12 protein-coding genes are annotated in these 19,693 nt (G+C 67.4%); 5 read left to right on the top strand and 7 right to left on the bottom strand.

The annotated features are described in order from the left end of the window. Positions 1-33: 33 nt before the first annotated feature. Together ACVBD7_RS16510 and ACVBD7_RS16515 are read right to left on the bottom strand one after the other, a co-directional pair. Entirely contained in the window at positions 34-1,008 is a 975-nt protein-coding gene (locus tag ACVBD7_RS16510) for a Bug family tripartite tricarboxylate transporter substrate binding protein (protein WP_458094325.1), read from the bottom strand. Beyond that, positions 1,005-2,708, bottom strand: coding sequence for an acyl-CoA dehydrogenase family protein (locus ACVBD7_RS16515; protein ID WP_458094326.1), 1,704 nt, complete (start codon positions 2,706-2,708; stop codon positions 1,005-1,007). Before ACVBD7_RS16515 ends, ACVBD7_RS16510 begins: the two co-directional genes overlap by 4 nt. A 104-nt stretch (positions 2,709-2,812) precedes the next feature. Between ACVBD7_RS16515 and ACVBD7_RS16520 the strand changes: the two genes are divergently transcribed. Then, positions 2,813-3,766 carry a LysR substrate-binding domain-containing protein gene (locus tag ACVBD7_RS16520; protein ID WP_458097714.1) on the top strand — a complete coding sequence of 318 codons (954 nt, stop codon included), beginning with the start codon at positions 2,813-2,815 and terminating at the stop codon, positions 3,764-3,766. A 230-nt stretch (positions 3,767-3,996) separates the two neighbouring features. On the opposite strand, the gene ACVBD7_RS16525 is transcribed toward ACVBD7_RS16520, so the two are convergent. After that, positions 3,997-7,833, bottom strand: coding sequence for a Calx-beta domain-containing protein (locus ACVBD7_RS16525; RefSeq protein WP_458094327.1), 3,837 nt, complete (start codon positions 7,831-7,833; stop codon positions 3,997-3,999). 500 nt (positions 7,834-8,333) lie between these two features. Between ACVBD7_RS16525 and ACVBD7_RS16530 the strand changes: the two genes are divergently transcribed. Next, positions 8,334-10,493, top strand: a complete 2,160-nt coding sequence (locus ACVBD7_RS16530; protein WP_458094328.1) for a TonB-dependent receptor — start codon at positions 8,334-8,336, stop codon at positions 10,491-10,493. 168 nt (positions 10,494-10,661) lie between these two features. Here the strand turns inward: ACVBD7_RS16530 and ACVBD7_RS16535 are convergent, their stop codons facing one another. Beyond that, positions 10,662-12,332: a hypothetical protein gene (locus ACVBD7_RS16535; RefSeq protein WP_458094329.1), complete on the bottom strand. Its 1,671-nt coding sequence runs from the start codon at positions 12,330-12,332 to the stop codon at positions 10,662-10,664. Positions 12,333-12,355: 23 nt separating this feature from the next. Further along, entirely contained in the window at positions 12,356-13,075 is a 720-nt protein-coding gene (locus ACVBD7_RS16540) for an SOS response-associated peptidase (protein ID WP_458097715.1), read from the bottom strand. Between the two features lie 1,075 nt (positions 13,076-14,150). On the opposite strand from ACVBD7_RS16540, the gene ACVBD7_RS16545 reads away from it, so the two are divergent. The 3 genes from ACVBD7_RS16545 to ACVBD7_RS16555 all read left to right on the top strand — a co-directional run bounded on the left by ACVBD7_RS16545 (position 14,151) and on the right by ACVBD7_RS16555 (position 16,552). Continuing rightward, positions 14,151-14,558, top strand: coding sequence for a hypothetical protein (locus tag ACVBD7_RS16545; RefSeq protein ID WP_458094330.1), 408 nt, complete (start codon positions 14,151-14,153; stop codon positions 14,556-14,558). Positions 14,559-15,418: 860 nt separating this feature from the next. Next, positions 15,419-15,658, top strand: coding sequence for a hypothetical protein (locus tag ACVBD7_RS16550; RefSeq protein WP_458094331.1), 240 nt, complete (start codon positions 15,419-15,421; stop codon positions 15,656-15,658). A gap of 117 nt (positions 15,659-15,775) precedes the next feature. Then, on the top strand, positions 15,776-16,552 hold the full coding sequence (locus ACVBD7_RS16555; RefSeq protein ID WP_458094332.1) for an SIMPL domain-containing protein: 777 nt from the start codon (positions 15,776-15,778) through the stop codon (positions 16,550-16,552). Between the two features lie 195 nt (positions 16,553-16,747). On the opposite strand, the gene ACVBD7_RS16560 is transcribed toward ACVBD7_RS16555, so the two are convergent. Together ACVBD7_RS16560 and ACVBD7_RS16565 are read right to left on the bottom strand one after the other, a co-directional pair. Continuing rightward, complete coding sequence (locus tag ACVBD7_RS16560) at positions 16,748-18,007, bottom strand: arsenic transporter (protein ID WP_458094333.1); 1,260 nt, start codon at positions 18,005-18,007, stop codon at positions 16,748-16,750. Positions 18,008-18,016: 9 nt separating this feature from the next. After that, positions 18,017-19,333 carry an MFS transporter gene (locus ACVBD7_RS16565; RefSeq protein ID WP_458094334.1) on the bottom strand — a complete coding sequence of 439 codons (1,317 nt, stop codon included), beginning with the start codon at positions 19,331-19,333 and terminating at the stop codon, positions 18,017-18,019. Positions 19,334-19,693: the final 360 nt, after the last annotated feature.

The raw sequence follows: 19,693 nt of genomic DNA on the forward strand, positions 1-19,693 counted from the left end.
ATCGGTCACGCCTTCTCCTTGGCCGGACCGCCTTCAGTCCGCCCGCACATTTGCATCCCGGATCACCCGGGCCCAGCGCTCGGATTCCGTCGCCATGAGCAAGGTCAGGGCGGAGGGCGTCAGCTCAGGCGCGATCTGCATACCCTGGCTCTCAAGGAAGCGGCGCATCTCCGGCTGGGCCAGCGAAAGGTTGAAGGCGGTGCGGAGGCGACCTTTCTCCCCCTCGGGCGTAGCTCCGGCAACGGTCAGACCAAAGAAGACGGAGGCGTCGTAACCCGTCAGCCCCTGTTCCGCGACGGTAGGAAGATCGGGCAGCACGGCAGAGCGCTGGAGGGTGGTGATACCGAGCCCACGCACACGCCCGCCTTGGATATGGGGAAGCGCGGTAAGCACGTCCGTGAAGACCATCGCAATATGCCCGGCGAGCAGGTCGTTCAGCGCCGGCCCGGTGCCGCGATAGGGAATGTGCTCTATGGTGGTGCCGGCCATCGTGTTAAACAGGGCGCCGGCGAGATGGGACGACGCGCCGTTTCCGGACGAGCCGAAGGAGAGGCGTTCCCTCTTGGCGAGGGCGATGAGCTCCGGCACGGTGCTCGCACGCACGCCGGCATGGACGGCGAGGACGTTGGGAATGCGCCCGAGCGGCGCGATCGGGGCGAAGTCCCTCACGGGGTCATAGGCCTGGCTGGGATAGAGCATCCTGTTTATGGCCAGCGGACCCGAGGTGCCAAAGAGGATGGTGTGCCCGTCCGCGGGGCTGCGGGCCACGTATTCCGCGCCGATGTTTCCTCCAGCACCGGCACGGTTTTCCACGACGACGGGCTGGTTGAGGTGCTCGCCCAGGCTCACGGCCAGCCGTCGGGCGATAAGGTCGGTGGGGCCGCCGGGCGAGAAAGGCACGACAAGCACGACGGGCCTGCCGCCGGGCTGGGCAGAGGCCGCGCGAACGAGGGTCGCGGCGCCCAGGCCGGTTCCGGCTGTGCCGAGCAGGTGACGGCGGGTGATCATGCGTTCTCTCCCTGGTGGCTGTCGGGATCGTTCAGCAGGTCCCGGAGATCGATGCTGTCCGCGGGTGCCGAGAGCGGGTCGCGCGGCAGCACGCGGTGCTGCAGGACGAGCCGCGCAATGGTGAGGCGGTGCGGCAGGTTCAGCCGCGCCGCCTCCCAGGCGAGAGCAGCGGCTGACGTCAGGTGGTAGAGCGCCGAGGCAGCCTGGCGTGCGAGGGCGGGGTCCTCTTGCGCGGTCTCTGCCAGTGCAATGGCGCGCTCCAACGCGGCGGCGGCCTCGGGCAGGTCCTCGCGATTGCCGAGAAGGCCGTGGATGTGGTCACGCAGGACAGGCAGTGACTTCTCGCGTTTAGCAGCGCGCAGGACATCGAGAGCAACGATGTTGCTCGTCCCCTCCCAAATGCTGCCGAGGTGACTGTCACGCAGCAGCCGCGCATCCGACCACTCCTCGATATAGCCGCAGCCGCCGCGCACCTCCATCGCATCGCCCGTCACCTTGCGGGCGTCACGGCAGGCACGGAACTTGACGAGTGGCGTGAGAATGCGGAGCAGTGCGTAGGCGCCCTCCTCGCCGGCATCAGCGCGGCGCAAGGCTTCGGCCGCTTGGAAGACCATGCTGCGCGCCTGCTCGGTGGGCACCAGCATCTTGGCAAGCTGGCGCTGCATCAGCGGCATCTCCGCCAGCCGCTTGCCAAAGGCAACGCGGCGGTGAGCGATGAACAGCGCCTCGGTCGTGGCGCGCCGCATCATCCCGGCGGCGCGGACCCCGTTCGAGAGGCGGGAGTTATTCACCATGTCGGCCATCTGCCGGAAGCCGGCCTCCGGCTCGCCCACTAGCCAGGCAATCGCGCCGTTCATGGCGACCTCGCCCGAGGCCATGGAGCGGGTGCCGAGCTTGTCCTTCAGCCGGACGATATGGTGCCTGTTGCGCGTCCCGTCCGGCAGGGTACGGGGCAGCAGGAACAGGGAAACGCCCCTGAGGCCGGGCGGGCCGTCCCTGCGGCGGGCGAGGACCATTGCCAGATCGGCATCGGGGTTGGAGCAGAACCACTTGTCGCCTGTCAGCGCCCAGGTGCCGTCCTCGCGCGCCTCGGCCTGCACGACGGTAGCGGCGATGTCGGAGCCGGCCCCCTGCTCGGTCATGAACATCGCGCCTTGGTGAAGGACGTCCATGTCCTGGCTCGTGAGGGCTGGCAGGTAGCGGGCGACGAGGGCAGGATCGCCGAACTTGCGCAGTGTGCGGGTCAGGCTGTCCGTCATGCTGACGGGGCAGCACAGGCCGAACTCCGCCTGCACGAAGAGGTAGGTCAGCAGGTACTTGGCCGCGGGGGGCATCGGCGCGTCCCAACCCAGCACGCCGCCGCGGTGTGAGAGGGCGGCGAGACCGAACTCGCCGAAGGCCAGGCGCTCCATCTCGCGATACGCTGGATGGTAGGTAATCGATTGTAGGTCCTCGCCGCGCCGCGTACGCTGATGCAGCTCGGGCGAGTTACGGTCGGCGGTCATCGCCAGCGCATCGAGCGTGCCGCCCGCCAACGCCCCGAGCCGATCCAGATGCGGTTCCAGATGAGCGGCGAGTTCGGGCGGGAGATAGAGGAATGCGAGACGGGCGAGGTCCGGATCAGCGCGAAAGAGGTTGAGGCCGTGGCCGTCCGGGATGGCAGAGGCACCGGCGGGCGGGCCGGGGGCATGGAGATGCATGGACGCGTCTTTCTGGGCCAACGGGGCGGCCCGAAAGCTCGCCAGTGCCGCAGCTGCTGCCAATCGATTTATTCGCGCGGTCAGTTGAGCTAGGCTCAACGGGCATGACATACCGGCGCCTTCCCTCCTTGGCGGCTCTCCGCAGCTTTGAGGCGGCGGCGCGCCACCGCAGTGTCACCCGCGCCGCCGGGGAGCTTTCGGTCACCCCTGGCGCGGTAAGCCGCGGCGTGCGCGCACTGGAGGAGGAGTTGGGCACGGCGCTCTTCAGCCGCGGCGCCGCCGGTCTCTCGCTCACGCCGGCCGGCGATGTGCTGCTTGCCGCTGCACGGGACGGGCTTGACCGGATCGCGGCGGGAGTAGTGGCCATGCGGCACGCGACACCACGGCCGCGCCTGCGGGTCGGCGCCTACACGCTTTTCGCCAGCCGCTGGCTCATCCCGCGTTGGAACCGGCTGCGGGAGCGGCATCCCGAGCTTGATGTTCAACTGCAAACCAGTGCCGATCCGCTGGAGCTGGTGCCTGGCGCCTTCGACGCGGTGATTGCGGTGGCGGATGCACAGCCGCGACCTGGGCTGACCAAACTGCCGCTGGTCCCCATCGACATGATGCCGGTCTGCGCCCCGCGTATCGCACACGGTTTCGACTGGTATGGGGCGACGCTGTTGCACTCGCGGCAGCGGCCGGAAGACTGGGCGCGGTGGCTGCACGCTGCGAAGATTACAGGCGTCGATCCCGCGGCCGGCCCAAGCTTCGAGAGCATCGCGCTGTCGCTGGATGCTGCAGCGGAAGGCCTCGGCATAGCGCTCGCGATCAGGGCGCTGGTGGAAACGGACTTGGCAGCGGGCCGCGTGGTGGCCCCCCATCCCTATGTGCGAGCAACAACGCGATTTTTCACGCTGCTTCACCACAGCGAAGCCGCCGGCAGCCCCGCGATGATGGCCTTCACCGGATGGCTGGCTGACGAGGCAAGCAAGGCGGCTGGCGCACATCCCGCATTGCGCTTCGGCCGTGAATCTCTGGAAGTTCAGCATCCTGTCGGTGCTTTACTTCGCGGGTAAGCCCGCTTGGCGCTGTCCCGCAAACTGATCGAACACTCGGGCCAATCGACCGCATATGCTAGATGCGGGATGTTCGCTGCCTTACTTCGCTATCCCTCAACGCAGCCATATCGCCGGCCATCAGCCTTTCTCGGGTGCCGCCGCGCACGCGACGTCGCTCCTTCACAAATACGACTGAAGGGGCCACCATCCCTGGGGATGGCGGCCCGCTCGCGTTTCAGGCCTAGAGGTCAGACCACCCAGATGTCCGACGCGGCCAGCGCCGTGCCGGCCACCAGCGTGCCGATACGGATCGCGGCGGCCCCACCCGCACCATCCGCATCGTAGAGCAGGGTGCCGGAAGCCTGGTCGTAGAGGACGTGCTGGTCCGCCGTGGTCGCCACGCGCCCGGCCGCGAACTCCCCGGCCGCGATCGGGCCGGAACCCGACAGCGCCGCGAAAACATCGCCGTCCAGCTCGATCCGGTCCTCGCCACCGACAAAGTCCATCACGCGGGTCAGGTTGCCCTGGCCGCCCGGCGCATCGAAGCGGAAGCGGTCCGCACCCTCGCCACCGAACAGGTGGTTCACGCCCGTGCCGCCCATCAGCAGGTCGTCACCGCCGTTGCCGTGAAGCGTGTCGTTCCCGGCGAGACCCGAGAGGATGTTGTCCTGCGCGTTACCAAGGATGCGGTTACCGAGCGCATTGCCCGTGCCCTCGACCGCCGCGCCCTCCATGATCAGCTTCTCGACGTTGTCGGTCAGCGTGTAGCTGATGGAAGCCGTGACGCGGTCGTAGCCCTCGCCCGCAAGCTCGACCACAACATCGCCGGCGGAGTTGACGTTGTAGCCGTCGTCTCCGGTGCCACCGAACATCTGGTCATCCCCGGCGCCACCGATGAGGCGGTCGTTGCCGGAGCCACCGAGGAGGACATCCCTGCCCGCCTCGCCCTCAAGCGTATCGTCGCCGTCACCGCCATCCAGCATGTCGTTGCCCGTGCCAGCGGTGATGCGGTCGTTGCCACCAAGGCCCTGAAGGATATCGTCGCCGTTCAGATTCGTGGTGCTGCCGAGCTTCTGCAGGAAGCTGCGCGCGTCGATGCTGTCATCGCCCTCGGTTGCGATGGCGGCCGAGCGGGCCATGACGAAGGAGACGACGGAGGGGTCGTGGTCCGAGATCTGATCGGCGAACTCGGCGTTCATGTGCACGGCGTCATAGAGCATGCCGGCATTCGCCGCACCCGAGAGCAGGATCTGGTCCAGCACCTGGGAGTTGCCCTCGAAGACATAGGTGTAGCGCTCGTTCTCGGGCAGGCTCTCGATCGTCGGGTACAGGATCTGCGTGCCGGGGACGAGGGTAGGCGGCGTGTTTTCGGCGGCACCGCCCTGCCAGCTGCTGGTCATTTCCAGTTCGCCGGTAAGAATCTTGGTGGCGGGGAAGAACTGGTACTCGTTCAAGTCACCGGTCACCACCACCTTCGGGATCGCGCCGAGCTTGCCCTCAATGTAATTACGCACAGCCTCGGCCTGCGCCTCGCGGCGGTAGGCGGACTGGTTCATGTCCTCATTTGGCAGAGGAGTGTCCTGATCCGTGCCGAACAGGGCGTTGGAGCCGCCTTTGGAATTTAAGTGGTTGTTGACGACCAGGAAGTTCTCGCCGCTCGTCACGCTCTCGAACACCACGGGCACTGACTTGCGTGTGCCGCCCTGGTTGGCGCCGTTCGCGTCCGTGTAGGGCTCGAACTCTGCGGCATCCACGCCGATGCGGTTCTCGACCGGGAAGGTGTAGATCCGCTCGGCATAGGCGGTGGTGGAGTCGTCACCGTCGGCGACGAGAGTGAGGTTGTTGAACCCGTCCAGCTCCGCCGTGCCGGAAGCGCGCACCGCCTCGGGATCGAACAGATAGGCCACGCGGATGTTGCCGCCGGGGGCACCGCCATCCTGGTTGTTCTCGGGCGGCGCGTCGATCGCGGCGTAGAGCTTGCCGGTCTGGTTGTAGATGGCCTGGATCAGCTCGCGCAGGGTCTGGGTCGCGTCCACCACACCGTTATCGGTGGCGCCGTTGCTGTCCTGCACCTCCTGCAGCGCGATGATGTCGGGCAGCTTCAGGTTGTCTCGGATGGCCATGACGAGCCGGTCCAGCTTGTCGGGCGTGGTATCCAGCGCCGGAGTGCCATCCGCGGGGGAGAGGTTCTCGACGTTGAAGCTGGCAATGCGGATGCGGTCCGCATGGGCCTCGATGGTGGTGACCTCTTTCTGCGTCAGCGTGTCCACCGGGGCTTGGCCCTCGGTGACGTGCACCTCGAAGGCGCCGCGATCGTAATGCAGGATGCCGGTGGCGTCGCCGAACTGGGCGCCCGTGTTGTTGGTCCAGGTGAAGTCGAGCGTGCCATCCTTGTTGTTGTCGAGATCATTCTCGAGCTGCACGCGCTCGGGATTGAAATCGTAGCTGCCAGTCTCGCCCGGCGCGTGGCTGACGAAGGGCGCTTCCTCGCTGGCGATCACGCCGCCACGGGGCGTACGGTCGGGGTTGGAGCCTCCGTTGGTGACGCCCCAGCTCTCCGCGAAGGAGGAGGAGGGGGCAGTAGCCTGGAAGTCTTCCAGCGTCACCGCCATACCTTCCAGGCTCTCGTAGAAGTCGATGGCGTGGTTGGCCAGGTCGAACGTCCCGGTGGCCGGGCTGTCGCCGAAGTCGCCGGTGGGGGCAACACGCTCCCCGGCATCGCCACTGCCGATCACCACGGGGGTGATGGTGACGGGCAGACCGGTTTCGGGGTTGATGGCCACCTCGCCGAGCTTCGTGACCGTCGCCTGGGTCAATTCGGTGACGGAGAGATTTGCGGCCTGGCCGGCGCGGGCATACTCGGTGACGGTGGCGCCGACACGCACCACGTCGCCCACCTTCACATCGGCGTAGGCACCGCCGGTGAAGACAAGGATGCCGTCCGAAGTCGCGTCGTTGCCGTCGCCCTCGGGGTCCTGGATGAAGAAGCCGCGCTCGCCCGTCGCCTTGCGGTAGATGCCGGTGACCACGCCCTCGGTGGTGACGGCCTGACCAACAAGCCCGGAGGTGTGGCCGGCGCCCTGGATATCGAAGATGCTGGTGATTGAGGCATCATCGTTGCGGATGGTGCCCGTTCCCGCCGCATCCGCGATTTCGACCGCGCCGGTGGGGTTGGACAGGGCAAGGGTGATGGTCTCGTCCGGCTCGATGACGGTGTCTCCAGAGACGGCGACTGTGACGGTGCGGGTCAGCCCGTCGCCCAGGCCGAAGGACACGGTGCCTGCGGTCCCCGTGAAGTCCGCCCCGTCGGCAGCTGTCCCCGCGGCGGAGGCGTAATCCACGGTGAAGGCGCTGTTCTCATCGCTCCGCGTCACCGTGAAGACGAGGCTTTGCGTGCCGTCATTTCCCTCCACCACACTGGCATCGGAAACGGAGACGCTGGTACCCGTGGCAGGGGTGGAGGTGACGGCGATGTCGTCGATGCCCACCCATTCATCGCTGCCGACAGCGTTGGCGGTGAGGATGCGGAGTTGGAGCTGGGACTGGCCCCAGGCCTCGGGGGGAAGTTCGGCGGAGACGGCCGTGACCAGCGTCGCCAGGCCCGGGCCGGTGGTCGCGTCCGGCACTGCGCCGGCGGGAAGGTTGGTCCAGCTGCCGCTCGCGCCCACCCGATATTGTACGGCCAGCGGCTGGACGGCGTTGTCGCCGCTTCTGTCGATGTCGCGCGCGTTCAAGCTGAGACGGACGTCGCGCACGCCGGTCGTGTCGAGATGAAGCACAAGGTTGGGTGCATCGGCCGTGCCAGATCCCTGGAGAGCCACCGTGGGGTTGTCGATTTGGAACTCGGCCACGCCGCCGCTGGTGCTTGCGGTACTGGCCTGGTTGGCGATCACGTCCACCACCGGAGTGCCGTCGCCGGTCAGGGTGGCGGGGTCTGCGCCGGTCGTGCCGGTGATGTCGTCGCCACGATAGCCGATGATGGAGGGTACGCCGGACCAGTCGTCGTCGGCACCGATCAAGCCGTTATCCGTCCAGCTCTGGCTCAACTTGCCCTGGCTGCGAAGGGACCAATAGGTCGCGGTCATGACACTCTCCACCCTGAGGCCGGTTTCGAGCCGGCCGTGTGGAATGTGTCTAAGCGGGTGGTGTTACAGTCGCATGATGGGGCTGTTGCCGTGCGCAGTCGAAGTATCAACAGGCAGCGGCCGCGCACAGGCTTCCCGAGCTGCAGCACCCAGTTGAACGAGGCATCATGTTCTGGGCAGCCGCGGCGACTGTTCTGTCACTTTCAGCGGCTCGGCGCGAACGGCAGCGCTGCCAACTCCGCGCGGAGATCAGGTGCGGTCTCTCGTTGGCGCAGACGCGTTCCACCCTCACCTCCTGCCCTGGTAACCCATAGGTCAGAGCCTGCTTTCACGGTCATCGCCGGGCGGTGCCGCAAAGCCACACCTCCGGAAAGACGGCTTAGGACTGATCTAGCCCATAGCGCGGGCCCTTGTGCCACCATTGAAGTGATATGTTATAACCTAACTCAGAAAGGCTTCCGGAACGAGAAATCGAGGGGCCGAATGCTGAGGTCTGTACAATGACATCGAATCGTTTCGTCCTGCTGGCCTCGGTCGCAGTCCTCTCCTGCGCTGGACCCTGGCAGGAAGCATTGGCACAGGCCTCCGTGTCGGAAGCGCCAATCCCCGCACCGCCCGTCTCTGTCCCTTCAGTCTCGGTCACTGCCAGCCCGATCAACACGGACCAGCTCGGCAGCTTCCTGCCGGTGACGACGCTGGAGCAGGACCAGATCGCGGTCCAGCCGGCACGCAGCCTCGGTGACGCGTTGTTCACCGAGCCGGGGATCACTTCCAGCACCTTCGCTCCTGGCGCCAGCCGCCCCATCATTCGCGGCCTCGAGGGGGTGCGCGTGCGCCTGCAGGAGAACGGCTTCCTCTCCGGCGACGTCTCCGCCTTCGGCGAGGACCATGTCGTGCCGCTGGACCCGCTCTCGGCGGACCGGATCGAGGTGGTACGCGGCCCGGCCGCGCTGCGCTGGGGATCGCAGGCGATCGGTGGCGTGGTGAACGTCATCAATAACCGGATCCCCACCACTCTCCCGGACCGGGCCGTGCAGGGGCGCATCACCGGCGGCTGGAACACCGGCTCGCGCGGCTGGGACGGGGTAGGCACGACCGACGTTCGCGTGGGGAACTGGGTCGCGCATTTCGACATCTTCGGGCGCTATGACAGCGACTATCGCATCCCCGGTGGGCGGCGGCAGGAGAACAGCGGCGTGCGGACCGACGGCAAGTCGGCCGGGCTGAGCTACATCTGGGACCAGGGCTTCATCGGCACCTCCGTCTCGCACTTCCGGAGCCTTTACGAGATTCCCGGCGGCGAGGAGGCCGAGGCGCGCACCGCGATCGATTCCGAGCAGGTGCGCTGGTCCAGCCGCGGCGAGTATCGCCCGAGTTCCGGCCCCATCCAGCGGATCAGCGGCTGGCTCGGCTTCACCACCTACCATCACGAGGAGATCGGGGCCGAGCACGGGCATGATCACGATCACGACCATGGTGCGGAGGAGGAGGTCGAGGCCGCAGGCAGCCGTGTGGTCCATGGCGGCTTCCGTAACCGCAGCTGGGACGCCCGGCTGGAACTGCAGCATGTTCCCATCAGCACGGGCATCGGCCCGCTGAATGGCACCTTCGGTCTCTCCTTCGAGCAGGAAAGGCTCCGCACGACCGGCGAGTTCCTGGAATTCCTACCGCCCGCCCGCACCAACCGCTTTGCCGGGTACCTCTTCGAGGAGCTCACGCTCACGCCTCGCCTGCGGCTGCAGGCGGCCGGACGGCTGGAGCTCGCGCGCATTACCGGCTCGACGGCGACCTTTCCTGGCGACAATCTGCCCATCGATCCCGATGCGGAGCTGGACAACACAGGGCGGCGCCGCACCTACACCCCCTTTAGCGTCAGCCTCGGCGCGCTCTACGACCTCCCGCGGGCGGTTCAGGCGCGCCTGACCGGGCAGTACGTGCAGCGCTCGCCGAGTTCGGCCGAGCTCTTCTCCCGCGGGGCTCACGATGCCTCCGGCACCTTCGATGTGGGCGATCCCAACCTGCGCAAGGAGAGGGCCGCAACGGCGGAGCTGGGCTTTGCCCGGACGGCTGGCTCCTTCCGCTTCGACACCAGCGCCTTCTACTCCCACTTCGACGACTTCATCTTCCGCTCCCTGACCGGCAACAGCTGCGGCGAGGAGTTCGGCTCCTGCGCACCTGGGCAGGAGGGCGACTTCCTCCAGACCGCCTATGGCCAGCGCGATGCCCGCTTCTACGGGCTGGAGGTGAAGGTGGAGCAGGATCTGTTCCGGCTCGGGGACGGGCAGGTTGGAGTGTCCGGTCGGTATGATTTCGTGCGCGCCCGGTTCGAGGGCGGCGGCGGCAACCTGCCGCGCATCCCGCCGCACCGCTTGGGAGGCGGCGTGTTCTGGCGCGAGGGCAGCTTCCAGAGCAGCGTCGACTATCTTCACGCCTTCAACCAGAACCGCGTGGGCGAGAACGAGACGTCCACCAAGGGCTACGAGCTGCTGAACGCGCGGATCGGCTACACCGCGCGCCTGGACCAGGTGCGGACAGCCAACTTCTCGATCGTCGGCACCAACCTGCTGGACTCCGATATCCGCAATGTCGCGTCCTTCAAGAAGGACGAGGTGCTGCTGCCCGGCCGGACCGTCCGCTTCCTCGCGACATTGACCTTCTGACAGCCGGCTGCTGATGAGGGGGGCGTAGGAGACCTGCGTCCTCCCCAGGCAGGTGGCCACTGACTCAGAGCCTGCTGATCCGAGGATTAGCGGACGCGCAGGAAACGGGCGGAAGCGGCAACACGACCGGCATACGAGTGTGGCCGTGCAGGCGGGGCGCCAGAAGCCCTACCGACAATTCTCCGACAGGATGACAGGGCGGAACAGGCTGCCGGCCAGGTCCAGGTCCGGCAGGGGCTGCGGCACGGCCCGCACCTCCTTCTCCAGGAGCCTGGCCCGATCACCGTACCCGCAGCCATACGGCGCGTCGTAAATGGCCAGGTGTCGCCAGCCGGCTCCTTGCGGTCGCATGGCCCAGAAGCGGCCATCGATGGGCCCTACCAGCCAGACATCCTCCCCCAGGGGCGGGACGGCACGCGCGAGACACGTCTCGGATCGGCGACACTGCGGCATCGCCTCGACCAAGCCGGGCGGAAGGGCCGCGCCGTCCGGTAGGGCGCGCAGACCTGAAAGGGCGAGTTCCTCCCCCGTGTACTCCCGCGCGGTTCCTTCGGCCGGCTGGGAGGCCTGCCTGGCGCGGCGGGCGATCTCCGGGTCCGCGTGACCGGCCAGGTCCGCCAGGGCGCTCCTCCCGTCCCGGCCCAGATGGCGAAGGTGGCTGAAATCGAAATCGTCGGGCGCCACCGCGCCGCCCAGCAGGCGGGCGGTCTGGCTCCGCACCTCCAGGCGCGCGGGATCGGCGAGCGGCAGGTTCAGCGCGGCAAGGATCGGGAAGGCGAGAAGCGCGGCGACGATGTTGGCGGGCTCTAGCAGCCGCATGCCCGGCCTCATCGCCGCAACGGGGTAGGCGATGGCATGGATGGCCAGCCCCGCCAGCGCGGCCACGCCCACGACCCGCCCGTCCTTCAGCCCCTGTTCACCGACCTGCCGCGCCAGCGCCCAGCCGGCGAGGGCCAGAAGTACGGGTACGAGAAAGGAGGCCAGCCGGGCGGAGAGGCGGAGCACGATGGGCGGCAAGCCCCGCCCATCCCCGTGCACGGCACTGACCAGCGTGACCAGCGCCGCAGCGGCCACGATCAGCCAGCCGAAGGCCTCGTCTCGCCGCCACAGGATCTCTAGCCCCGTGAAGGGCAGGGCAAGGAGGAAGGCGGCGGCGAGCCCGGCCAAGACCGGCGTCAGCCACGCCTTCAGGGCGAGCAGAAGGTTCCGCAGTCCGAGAGTCAGCCGCCACCCCGCATCGGCAAGGTGAAGGGCCGCGGCGGCGAGCACCGTGGTGACGGGAAGAACGAAGCCGAGGCGCCCAGCGAGGCGGTCCAGCGCGTCGATGCCGATGGCCTGGAACAGCTCTGAGCCGACCCAGTAGAGCAGCCAGAAGCCGAGCACGAAGCACGCGGCGAGCGCGAGCTGCAGCGCGGCGCGCCAGGCGGCCTCGAAGCAGTCGGCGTAGCGCGGCCACCACCGGCGCCCGGTATCGGCCGCTGCCACAAGTGCCTGCCCGATGAAGAGCATCGCGCAGAGGCTCGCCAGCAGGCCATTGCTCGCGGGGTTCATCGTCGCCTCCCCGTGCTGCCACAGGTCATGGCCGCCGAGCAGCAGGATCAGCCCGGCCGCGGCCAGGGTCCAGGCGGCCAGCACCCGCATTCGGATGTGGCCCAGGCCCAGAAGGACGGGCAGCGGCAGCAGCGTCGCCAGCAGCACCAGCAGGCCGAAGCCCGTCGGGTTGGCGGCGACCCAAGGGTGCGGGCTGTCCCCGTCCACGAGTAGCGACAGCGCCAGAAGTCCGAGCCCCTGCGCGATGCCGATGCCGAGCCGGGCGGCCAGCACAATGCGGGACGGCACGGGCGGTGCGAGCTCCATCGTCGCTACAGCAGGTTCGTTTGGACCGGCGCGGGCTGCACATCCCCGCCCGGCAGGTCCTCCTCGTCGGGCTGGTCCGCCCTCCCATGCCCGACCACGCGAAGCGCGCCGTCCTGCAGTGGCCGCTGCAGCCTCTTTGCCTCTGCCCAGGGCGCCGTCATCCAGGCCTCGAACTCGTCCGGCTCGGTCAGGATCACCGGCATTGCCTTGGGATGGATCGGCGCCACCACCGCGTTCGGTTCGGTTGTGAGGAAGGCGAAGAGGTCGGTGGTCACCTCGCCTTCCTTCAGCTTCCGGACCGATGTCCATTGCGGCACCCAGATGCCGGCGAAGAAGGCGAGAGGGCGATCATCCCCCTCCCCCAGCGCGAACCAGGCCGGAACGTGCTTGCCATTGATACGGTCCGGCTCGCTGAAGGCGGTCAGCGGCACGAGGCAGCGATGCTCGGGCGAGAGCCAGCGGCGCCAGTGCGAGGAGCTGGTGTTACGGACATTCGTCACACCCGGGTCAGTCTTCTTGCCCTCCAGCGCGAATCTCGGGGAGGGCATGCCCCAGCGCGCCATGGCCAATTCGCGCACACCGTCCTCGGCCGTACGGACAATCGGGGCCCGGTAATCGGGGAAGACGTCCGGGAGAGGCGGCAGGTTGCCGGCGCGGTCGCGCGTCGCCTTGGCGGCACCGATGATGGCCGCCTGGTTCGTGCGGATGCTGTAAAGATTGCACATGGCGAGACCGTAGCCCTGACCGAGGTGTAACAGCCAGCGGCCGCCGAGGTGCCGGTGGCGGCCTTCGCTGCAGGAGGACTGGCCGGCAGACACCCATTGAAGCGATGCCGGTTACTCGCGAGCAAGCCGGGATGCCGGGGACAGAGCCTCAATATGCGAGGAGTTTGACCGGCCGTGGTTGACCCTGGGAAACAGAGGCGGATGACCTGGGTCTGTGCAACCTGTCCCGCTCTCAGCGCCTACAAAGTTCTGTGTTGAAGTGGCGGGCCAGAGCGATGACGACCAAAGAGCAGCCCACAGTCGAGCATCGCTTCTTCCATGCAGGGCAACAGCTCAGTGTCGAGGCCAGTGGCGATGGCGGACACCTGGTATTCCGGATCACGGACCAGGTCGGCCAAACTGTTTTCAGGTGGCAACCCGATCCCGCAAATGGCTGGGCACTGATTGGTCCTCACATCCTCCCTGCAGCTCTCACGCTCGCCGGTCTCGTCAGCGAGGGCTGTCTTCACCTCCGGCCTCCGACCTGGGAAACATGACCATCGCCGTTCCACGCTGGCGCATGCCTGCCCGGTTAGCCAACCAATGACATGGCGCGGGCCGCGCGCGCGAAATATGCTCCCTGCGGATTGGAGCGGGTGAGGCATGTCCCCGAGGCTTCTAGGTCGAGGTTCCGTCGAGCAGGCCCGCAAGGCCCGTACATCGGCGACTGAAATCCGAAGGCGAGCTGCCGAAACAAAGTGGCTCATCCTCGAGAGCCAGCGCCTCCTCCAGGCTTCGCAAGTCCCGCACTCGATCGGTGACCTGTTCGGCCCTGGGGGGGGGGGATGGAAGCCGCCCGAACCGGACAAGTCATGAGCCGTTGGTCAGCAGCGCCCCGTATCACCCGACGTGACCGTCTCCCAGATTTGCTGCTGTGGTGGCCCGCATGTCCGCCAAGGGCTGCCGCATATCGGTCATTGCCAGGGAGAGCAGGAGCAGCCCCTTGAGTCACCCCGGATACCGGCGCAGCAACCTGCAATGAAGTCGAACCCTGCGGATGCGAGCCGCTCAGGCACGACGGAATGAGGAGAACACCGTGCTGATCTTTCCGGTATCCTGGTCGGGGCGCGGGTCGCTGGTACCTGCGTTCGGCGTCATTGCGATTGTTGTCGGGCTCGTGATCGCATTCTTCGCGCGGGCGCCGGGCGCCGGACTCGGCACTGTCGGGCCTTGGCCCTTCTCGCTCGGCTTCGCGCTCGTCGGGGCATTAACTCTGCCTCTTGGGCTGTGGCTGAATCGCCGATCTGTGCGAACCGCCTCTGATCCGGACGCCGGCCGTGGGAACCTGGGCCCAGCGCCGAACCGGTTCTGTGGCCTAGCGATGCAGTGGTGGTCGATCCTGATGCTCGCCTTCGGGGCGTTGTTGCTGACCGACTCAGAGCCGCAACGGCAGCCACCGCGGAGCACGGCCACGGTGGCGCCGGCGATGCTGCAGAAAGACTAGCGCCCTCCCCTTTCTGACATGCGAAGCCGCCGCGCAGGGGCCAGGGAGAGGTCCGCGACTACGCGGCCTGAAGTTAGACGCCGAGGATAACCGCCGCGACCAGCACAACCGCAAGGCTGAAGAACGCGCCCGAAACGAAGCCTGCAGGCTTCCCCAGATGGCCGGCGAGACCCGATCCAAGCTCCAAGTAGGCTGAGAGCCGGGACAAGGAAGAGGATGCCCAGCAAGGTGGCTGAGGCGGACCATCCCTCAGGTACTCCCCGCATCACTCGTTGGAGATCAGACGTGCTCACCACGCCGTTTCCGTGCACGAAACTGCCGCCAGGGCGGAGCGGGTCAGCTGCCCTCGGCTGCGTTGGCGATCCCACCAACGCCACGACTGTAAGACCGCGAAGGAATGCTCCGGGCCGGTTCATCAGGATCTGAGCCTCTCCAACCGGTCGTCCTCTCTGTCCGCATTGCGCACACAGCTTACTCTGCTGTGCCCGCACGGAGGTATCTGGCGTGTATCTTGAAACAATGAGGATGGAACTAGCGCGATTTCACCTTGCGGAGAGTCGTGCGTCTTCGCTGGCTCAAAGGCGGGGCGACTGAATCAGCAAGATCTAAGAAGCTGTAATCCCGCAGCTTTCTCACACCAACATCGCCCAGAGTTAAAGATCACTCACCTGAGCCGGTGCCTTTTTGCCATCAACTCCCCGTCGCTCAGCCCCGAGCCACGGATGTTCCTTCCCGCCAGCTTTGCGCAGGGCTGTGTCTTCTGCCTCGCCGCATCGTTTCCCTCAAACAGTCTGAGTCGGACAATCGCTGGCCGTCATGGCTCCAGCGCTCTCCGCCTTCAATCGATAGGAATCTGACCGATGGTCAAGCGTCGCAAGCAGGAAGAGATTTCTGGAGTCCTCGAGTTCGCGGGCATGACAAGTGAGGACCCGGTGTTCAAGCGCTGGGTTGCCGAACACAGAGCCCAGAACGGCGGGAATCTTCGGATGAGCAAGGGAGCCACAGGCGTGCGGGTCATGTTCAGCAAGGAGGCTGATATGGCCTTCTGGAAGGCCCGTTCGGAGGCGGAAGCCAAGGAGCGGAAGTCTCACGCCGCCTGAGGCTGGCAGCGCCGGCCATGGCGAGCCGATCGGGAATGGAGGATCGGGCGCCCAGTTGCTTGACCGGCGACGTGCCTCGCGGGACAGCTCACGTAACGATGGGAGGCAATGGTGGTGATGACGACGCGGATGCGGGCGATCAGTTCCCGGGCGATGCTGCTGGCGGTACTCACGGTCGGGAGCGCCAGCGCCCAGGTTTCGGGGAATGTTGTAGCACCCTCGAACCAGCCCTCCCCCACGCGGGACCGGGCCGGCCTGATCACCACCCACGCCGAGGCGCGCCGCCGCCTGCCGAACACCGTCTCCGACGCGAGCGTCTCCATCGAGGTACACGGGCGGGACCTGCGCGGCACGGCAACGCAGCTCGGCCGGCAAGCGCAAACCCTGCTCGGGTTCCTCAGGGCCCAGAATGTCGAGCGGCTGCGGACGGAGGGCACGAGCTTCGAGCCCGAGATCCAGGAACTGCGTGGCCAGCCTGATCGCATCAAGGGCTACACCGGCCGCATCACAGTCTCCTTCCGCACCAATCCGGACGGGCTGCCTTTCGTGCTGGCCGGCAGCCTGGAGAACGGGGCGACGGCGCTGGGCGCCTTCGGCTCCTCCCCGCGCGAGGAGGAGGTCGAGGTGGCGCGGCGCGAGTTGGTGGAGGAGGCGGCACGGGTGGCGGTGGCCCAGGCCCGGGCGATCGCCGTTGCAGTGGGCCAGCGTGTCGCCGGCATTGAGATGGTCGAGGTCGACCCGCCTCCGGCGGAGCTCCGGAACCCGGCGATGGCCTATATGGCGGAACGGGTCGCGCGCCCCGCGCCGCCCGTGGCACCGATCGCCTCGGCAACTGGGGATTCCGCGCTGTCGGTAACGGTGCTGATGACGGTACGGGTCGCACCGCCGGACTAGGGGCAGTAGACGAGCAGGATGCAGGGCGCGTGCGGCCCGTCGGCGTGCGTACCTTTCCGTCGTGCAGCCTACTCCCTACTGCGACGCCACGGATCCGCGTCTTGGCGACACCCCAGCGCTGAATGCAGGGAAATCAGTACGTCCTCGCTCGTTCCTGTGCTTCGTCAGGCTTCTCGATGGCAGCGACGCCCGTCCTCATGGGTGCCAGGGCTGCAGCGCAAGCACTGCGAGGGAGAGAAGCAGTGCCGGCGGCATGACGAGCGCGCCCAGGCGCAGGAACTGCCCCTCGCTGACCGCCAAACTCTCCCGCCGGATGGCCGACATCCACAGGAGAGTTGCCAGTGAGCCGGTGACGGAGAGGTTGGGTCCCAGATCCACCCCGATCAGGACAGCCTCTGGCAGCATCCCGGCACCACCTGCGGCCTGGACGACGGCCCCTGCCAGCAGCCCGGCAGGCAGGTTGTTCGCCAGGTTGGTCCCGAAACCCACGAGCACGCCTGTGGCGAGAGCGGCCCCGGTGTCTCCACCCCCCACCAGACCGGCAAGTGCCCGCACAGTGCCCGTAGCTTCCAGTGCCTCCACGAGCACAAAAAGCCCGGCTACCAATAGCAGGATCCCCCAGGAGATCCCGCCGAGAGCCGGCCCGATCCCCTGGCGCGTGGAAAAGGCCACGGCCAGCGTCGTCCCGGTTCCGGCGAGGAAGGTCGGCCAGCCCAGCTCAATCCCGGTTGCGGAGGCGACCAGCATCGCCACGATCGTCGCGCCGATCCCAAGCCCCGCGACCAGACCACCCCGCGGCAGTTCCAACGGCGGGATTGAGGGCGCGATCGGCATGGCCAGGACCTTCCGCTGCGTCAGCCACAGAATCCCGTAGGTCGCGGCGATCGCAGCGACCGAGGGCAAGGTGAAGCGCTGCAGCCAAGCCCCGAGCGCCGGCAGGTGCTCGCCGAACACCACGAGGTTTGCCGGGTTGGAGATGGGCAGCACGAATGACGCCGCATTGGCCACGAAGGCGCAGGCGTAGAGATGCGGCATCGGATTTGCCCGTGCTGCCCGCGCTGCCGCCAGAACGGCCGGCGTGAGGACGACCGCTGTCGCGTCGTTGCTCAGAAATGCCGTGGTCATGACGCCAACGCAGTAGACGACGGCCATCAGGCGCGCGCCCGAGCCACCCGCGGCGCGCACGGCGAACACCGCCAGCCAGTCGAACAGCCCCTCCCGCCGCGCCACCTCCGCCAGCAGCATCATCCCCAGCAGGAAGAGATAGACATCCGTCCCGCGAAGCACCCCGCGCCAGGCCTCCCCGGTGGGCAGCAACCCCGCCAGCACCAGCGCCGCCGCGCCGAACACGGCCCAAACCGCCTCCGGCCAGCGAAAGGGGCGCAGGATCACGCCGGCGGTCGCCAGCCCCACGATGATCCAGGAAGCGAGCACCGGGCCCGGCAAGTCCAGCATGCCCCGCGCCTATGCGGAGGGTTGGAGCGCCGCCGCCGTCGGCGGCCTTGATCCCCCGGCATCGGCGCCGCGCGGCAGCGTCTCCGGCATCAGCAGCAGGTACCCCAGCAGCCCGGCCGCGGCGATCGCGGCCATCGTCAGAAAAGCAGCGGAGTACCCAGCCCAGACGATCACGCCGCCTGCCAGGCTGGCGCTCAGCGCGGCGCCGAGCCCCTGCGCCGTGGCCACCGCCCCCTGGCTGACATTGAACCGCCCCGTCCCGCGCGTCAGATCCGCCACCACCACGGGGAAGAGCGCGCCAAAAATACCAGCTCCCACCCCATCCAGCAGTTGCACGCCCAGCAGCCAGGCTGGATGGTCGGACAGCGGAAAGAGCAGCCCGCGCAGGGCCAGCACGCCGAAGGCGGCCAGGAAGATCGGCTTGCGGCCCCAGCGATCTGCCCGGGCGCCTACCAGCATCGCGACCGGCACCATCACGCACTGTGCCGCCACGATGCAGACGGCGATCAGGGAGGTGGCATAATCCTTCCCGACCACCTGCGTGAGCTTCTGCCCCACCGTCGGCAGCATCGCTGCATTCGCGAGATGGAATGTAGCCATTAGCCCCGCGAAGACCAGCAGCGGCCGGGAGGTGAGCAGGGCCTTCCAGGCCGAGGGCTCCTCGTGCCCCTCGCTCCCGCCTGCCTCCTCATCCAATCCCCTGGCAAGGTTGTCGTCGATCGCCTTTGCCGGGATCATCAGGATTGCACCGATGCTCGCGGCCGCCAGCCCGGCCATGATCCAGAACACCACCACCGGCCCGAACGCATAGGCCGTGACGGCGGCCAGCGCGGCCGACGTGGCGTTGCCGCCGTGGTTGAAGGCCTCGTTTCGCCCGATACGCCGGGAGAAGGCCTTGGGTCCCACCACCCCGAGCGTGATCGCCGCGAGCGCGGGCGGGAAGATCGCCCCGGCGATGCCGGCCAGGGATTGCGTCGCTGCCACTGCATAGAAGCCGGAGATGAATGGCAGCGTCACACAGCTGAGGGTGACCGCCACAGCAGCGGCGATGACCACCGCTCGCTTGCGATGTGTGCGGTCGATGAGTGCCCCCGCGGGCGTCTGCGCCAGCAGGCCCGCGATGGCCGAAATGGTGATCACCAGCCCGATCGTGCCCTCGTTCCAACCCTGCTCCGGTCCTCTCACCGCGAGAAGGTAGATGGCGAGGTAGGGACCGAGCCCGTCCCGCACATCGGCCAGGAAGAAGTTGAGGGCGTCCAGGCCACGGGTGACTTGTCTGGTCGGCTCCCCGGGCGTGGTCAGGGGAGGCGGCGCGAAACGGGACATGGATCTTCTCTGGAATGCAGGCCCGCAACGCACTCTTGGGCATCAGGTTCAACCAGCATCCATTTGTCAGTGGATCGTAAGGTCCGCGTCTGTTCCGCGGTGCCAATAGCTTCGGTGACGCGAATATCGGCGCCAGACAACCTGGGGTAGCGCCGAACCGGTTCTGTGGCGTCGCGATGCAGCGAAGGCGGTGTTGATGCTTGCTGTCGCTACTTTGCTGCCAGCTGACGAGAAGCAGCGGCGCCGGGACGATGCAGGGCTAAGGTGTCGGTTGGGCTTGATCAAATGCTCCACCGCGCGATGCCCGTTCCATCGAAGAGAGCGACGCAAGCCCGAGATCCTCGCGCCGGAGCAGAGCAC

The sequence above is a fragment of the Roseomonas sp. WA12 genome (genome assembly GCF_054165765.1).

Coding starts and splice junctions, on each gene's coding strand:
- ACVBD7_RS16510 (WP_458094325.1), bottom strand. CDS start 1,008: ATGATCACCCGCCGTCACCTGCTCGGCACAGCCGGAACCGGCCTGGGC.
- ACVBD7_RS16515 (WP_458094326.1), bottom strand. CDS start 2,708: ATGCATCTCCATGCCCCCGGCCCGCCCGCCGGTGCCTCTGCCATCCCG.
- ACVBD7_RS16520 (WP_458097714.1), top strand. CDS start 2,813: ATGACATACCGGCGCCTTCCCTCCTTGGCGGCTCTCCGCAGCTTTGAG.
- ACVBD7_RS16525 (WP_458094327.1), bottom strand. CDS start 7,833: ATGACCGCGACCTATTGGTCCCTTCGCAGCCAGGGCAAGTTGAGCCAG.
- ACVBD7_RS16530 (WP_458094328.1), top strand. CDS start 8,334: ATGACATCGAATCGTTTCGTCCTGCTGGCCTCGGTCGCAGTCCTCTCC.
- ACVBD7_RS16540 (WP_458097715.1), bottom strand. CDS start 13,075: ATGTGCAATCTTTACAGCATCCGCACGAACCAGGCGGCCATCATCGGT.
- ACVBD7_RS16550 (WP_458094331.1), top strand. CDS start 15,419: ATGGTCAAGCGTCGCAAGCAGGAAGAGATTTCTGGAGTCCTCGAGTTC.
- ACVBD7_RS16555 (WP_458094332.1), top strand. CDS start 15,776: ATGACGACGCGGATGCGGGCGATCAGTTCCCGGGCGATGCTGCTGGCG.
- ACVBD7_RS16560 (WP_458094333.1), bottom strand. CDS start 18,007: ATGCTGGACTTGCCGGGCCCGGTGCTCGCTTCCTGGATCATCGTGGGG.
- ACVBD7_RS16565 (WP_458094334.1), bottom strand. CDS start 19,333: ATGTCCCGTTTCGCGCCGCCTCCCCTGACCACGCCCGGGGAGCCGACC.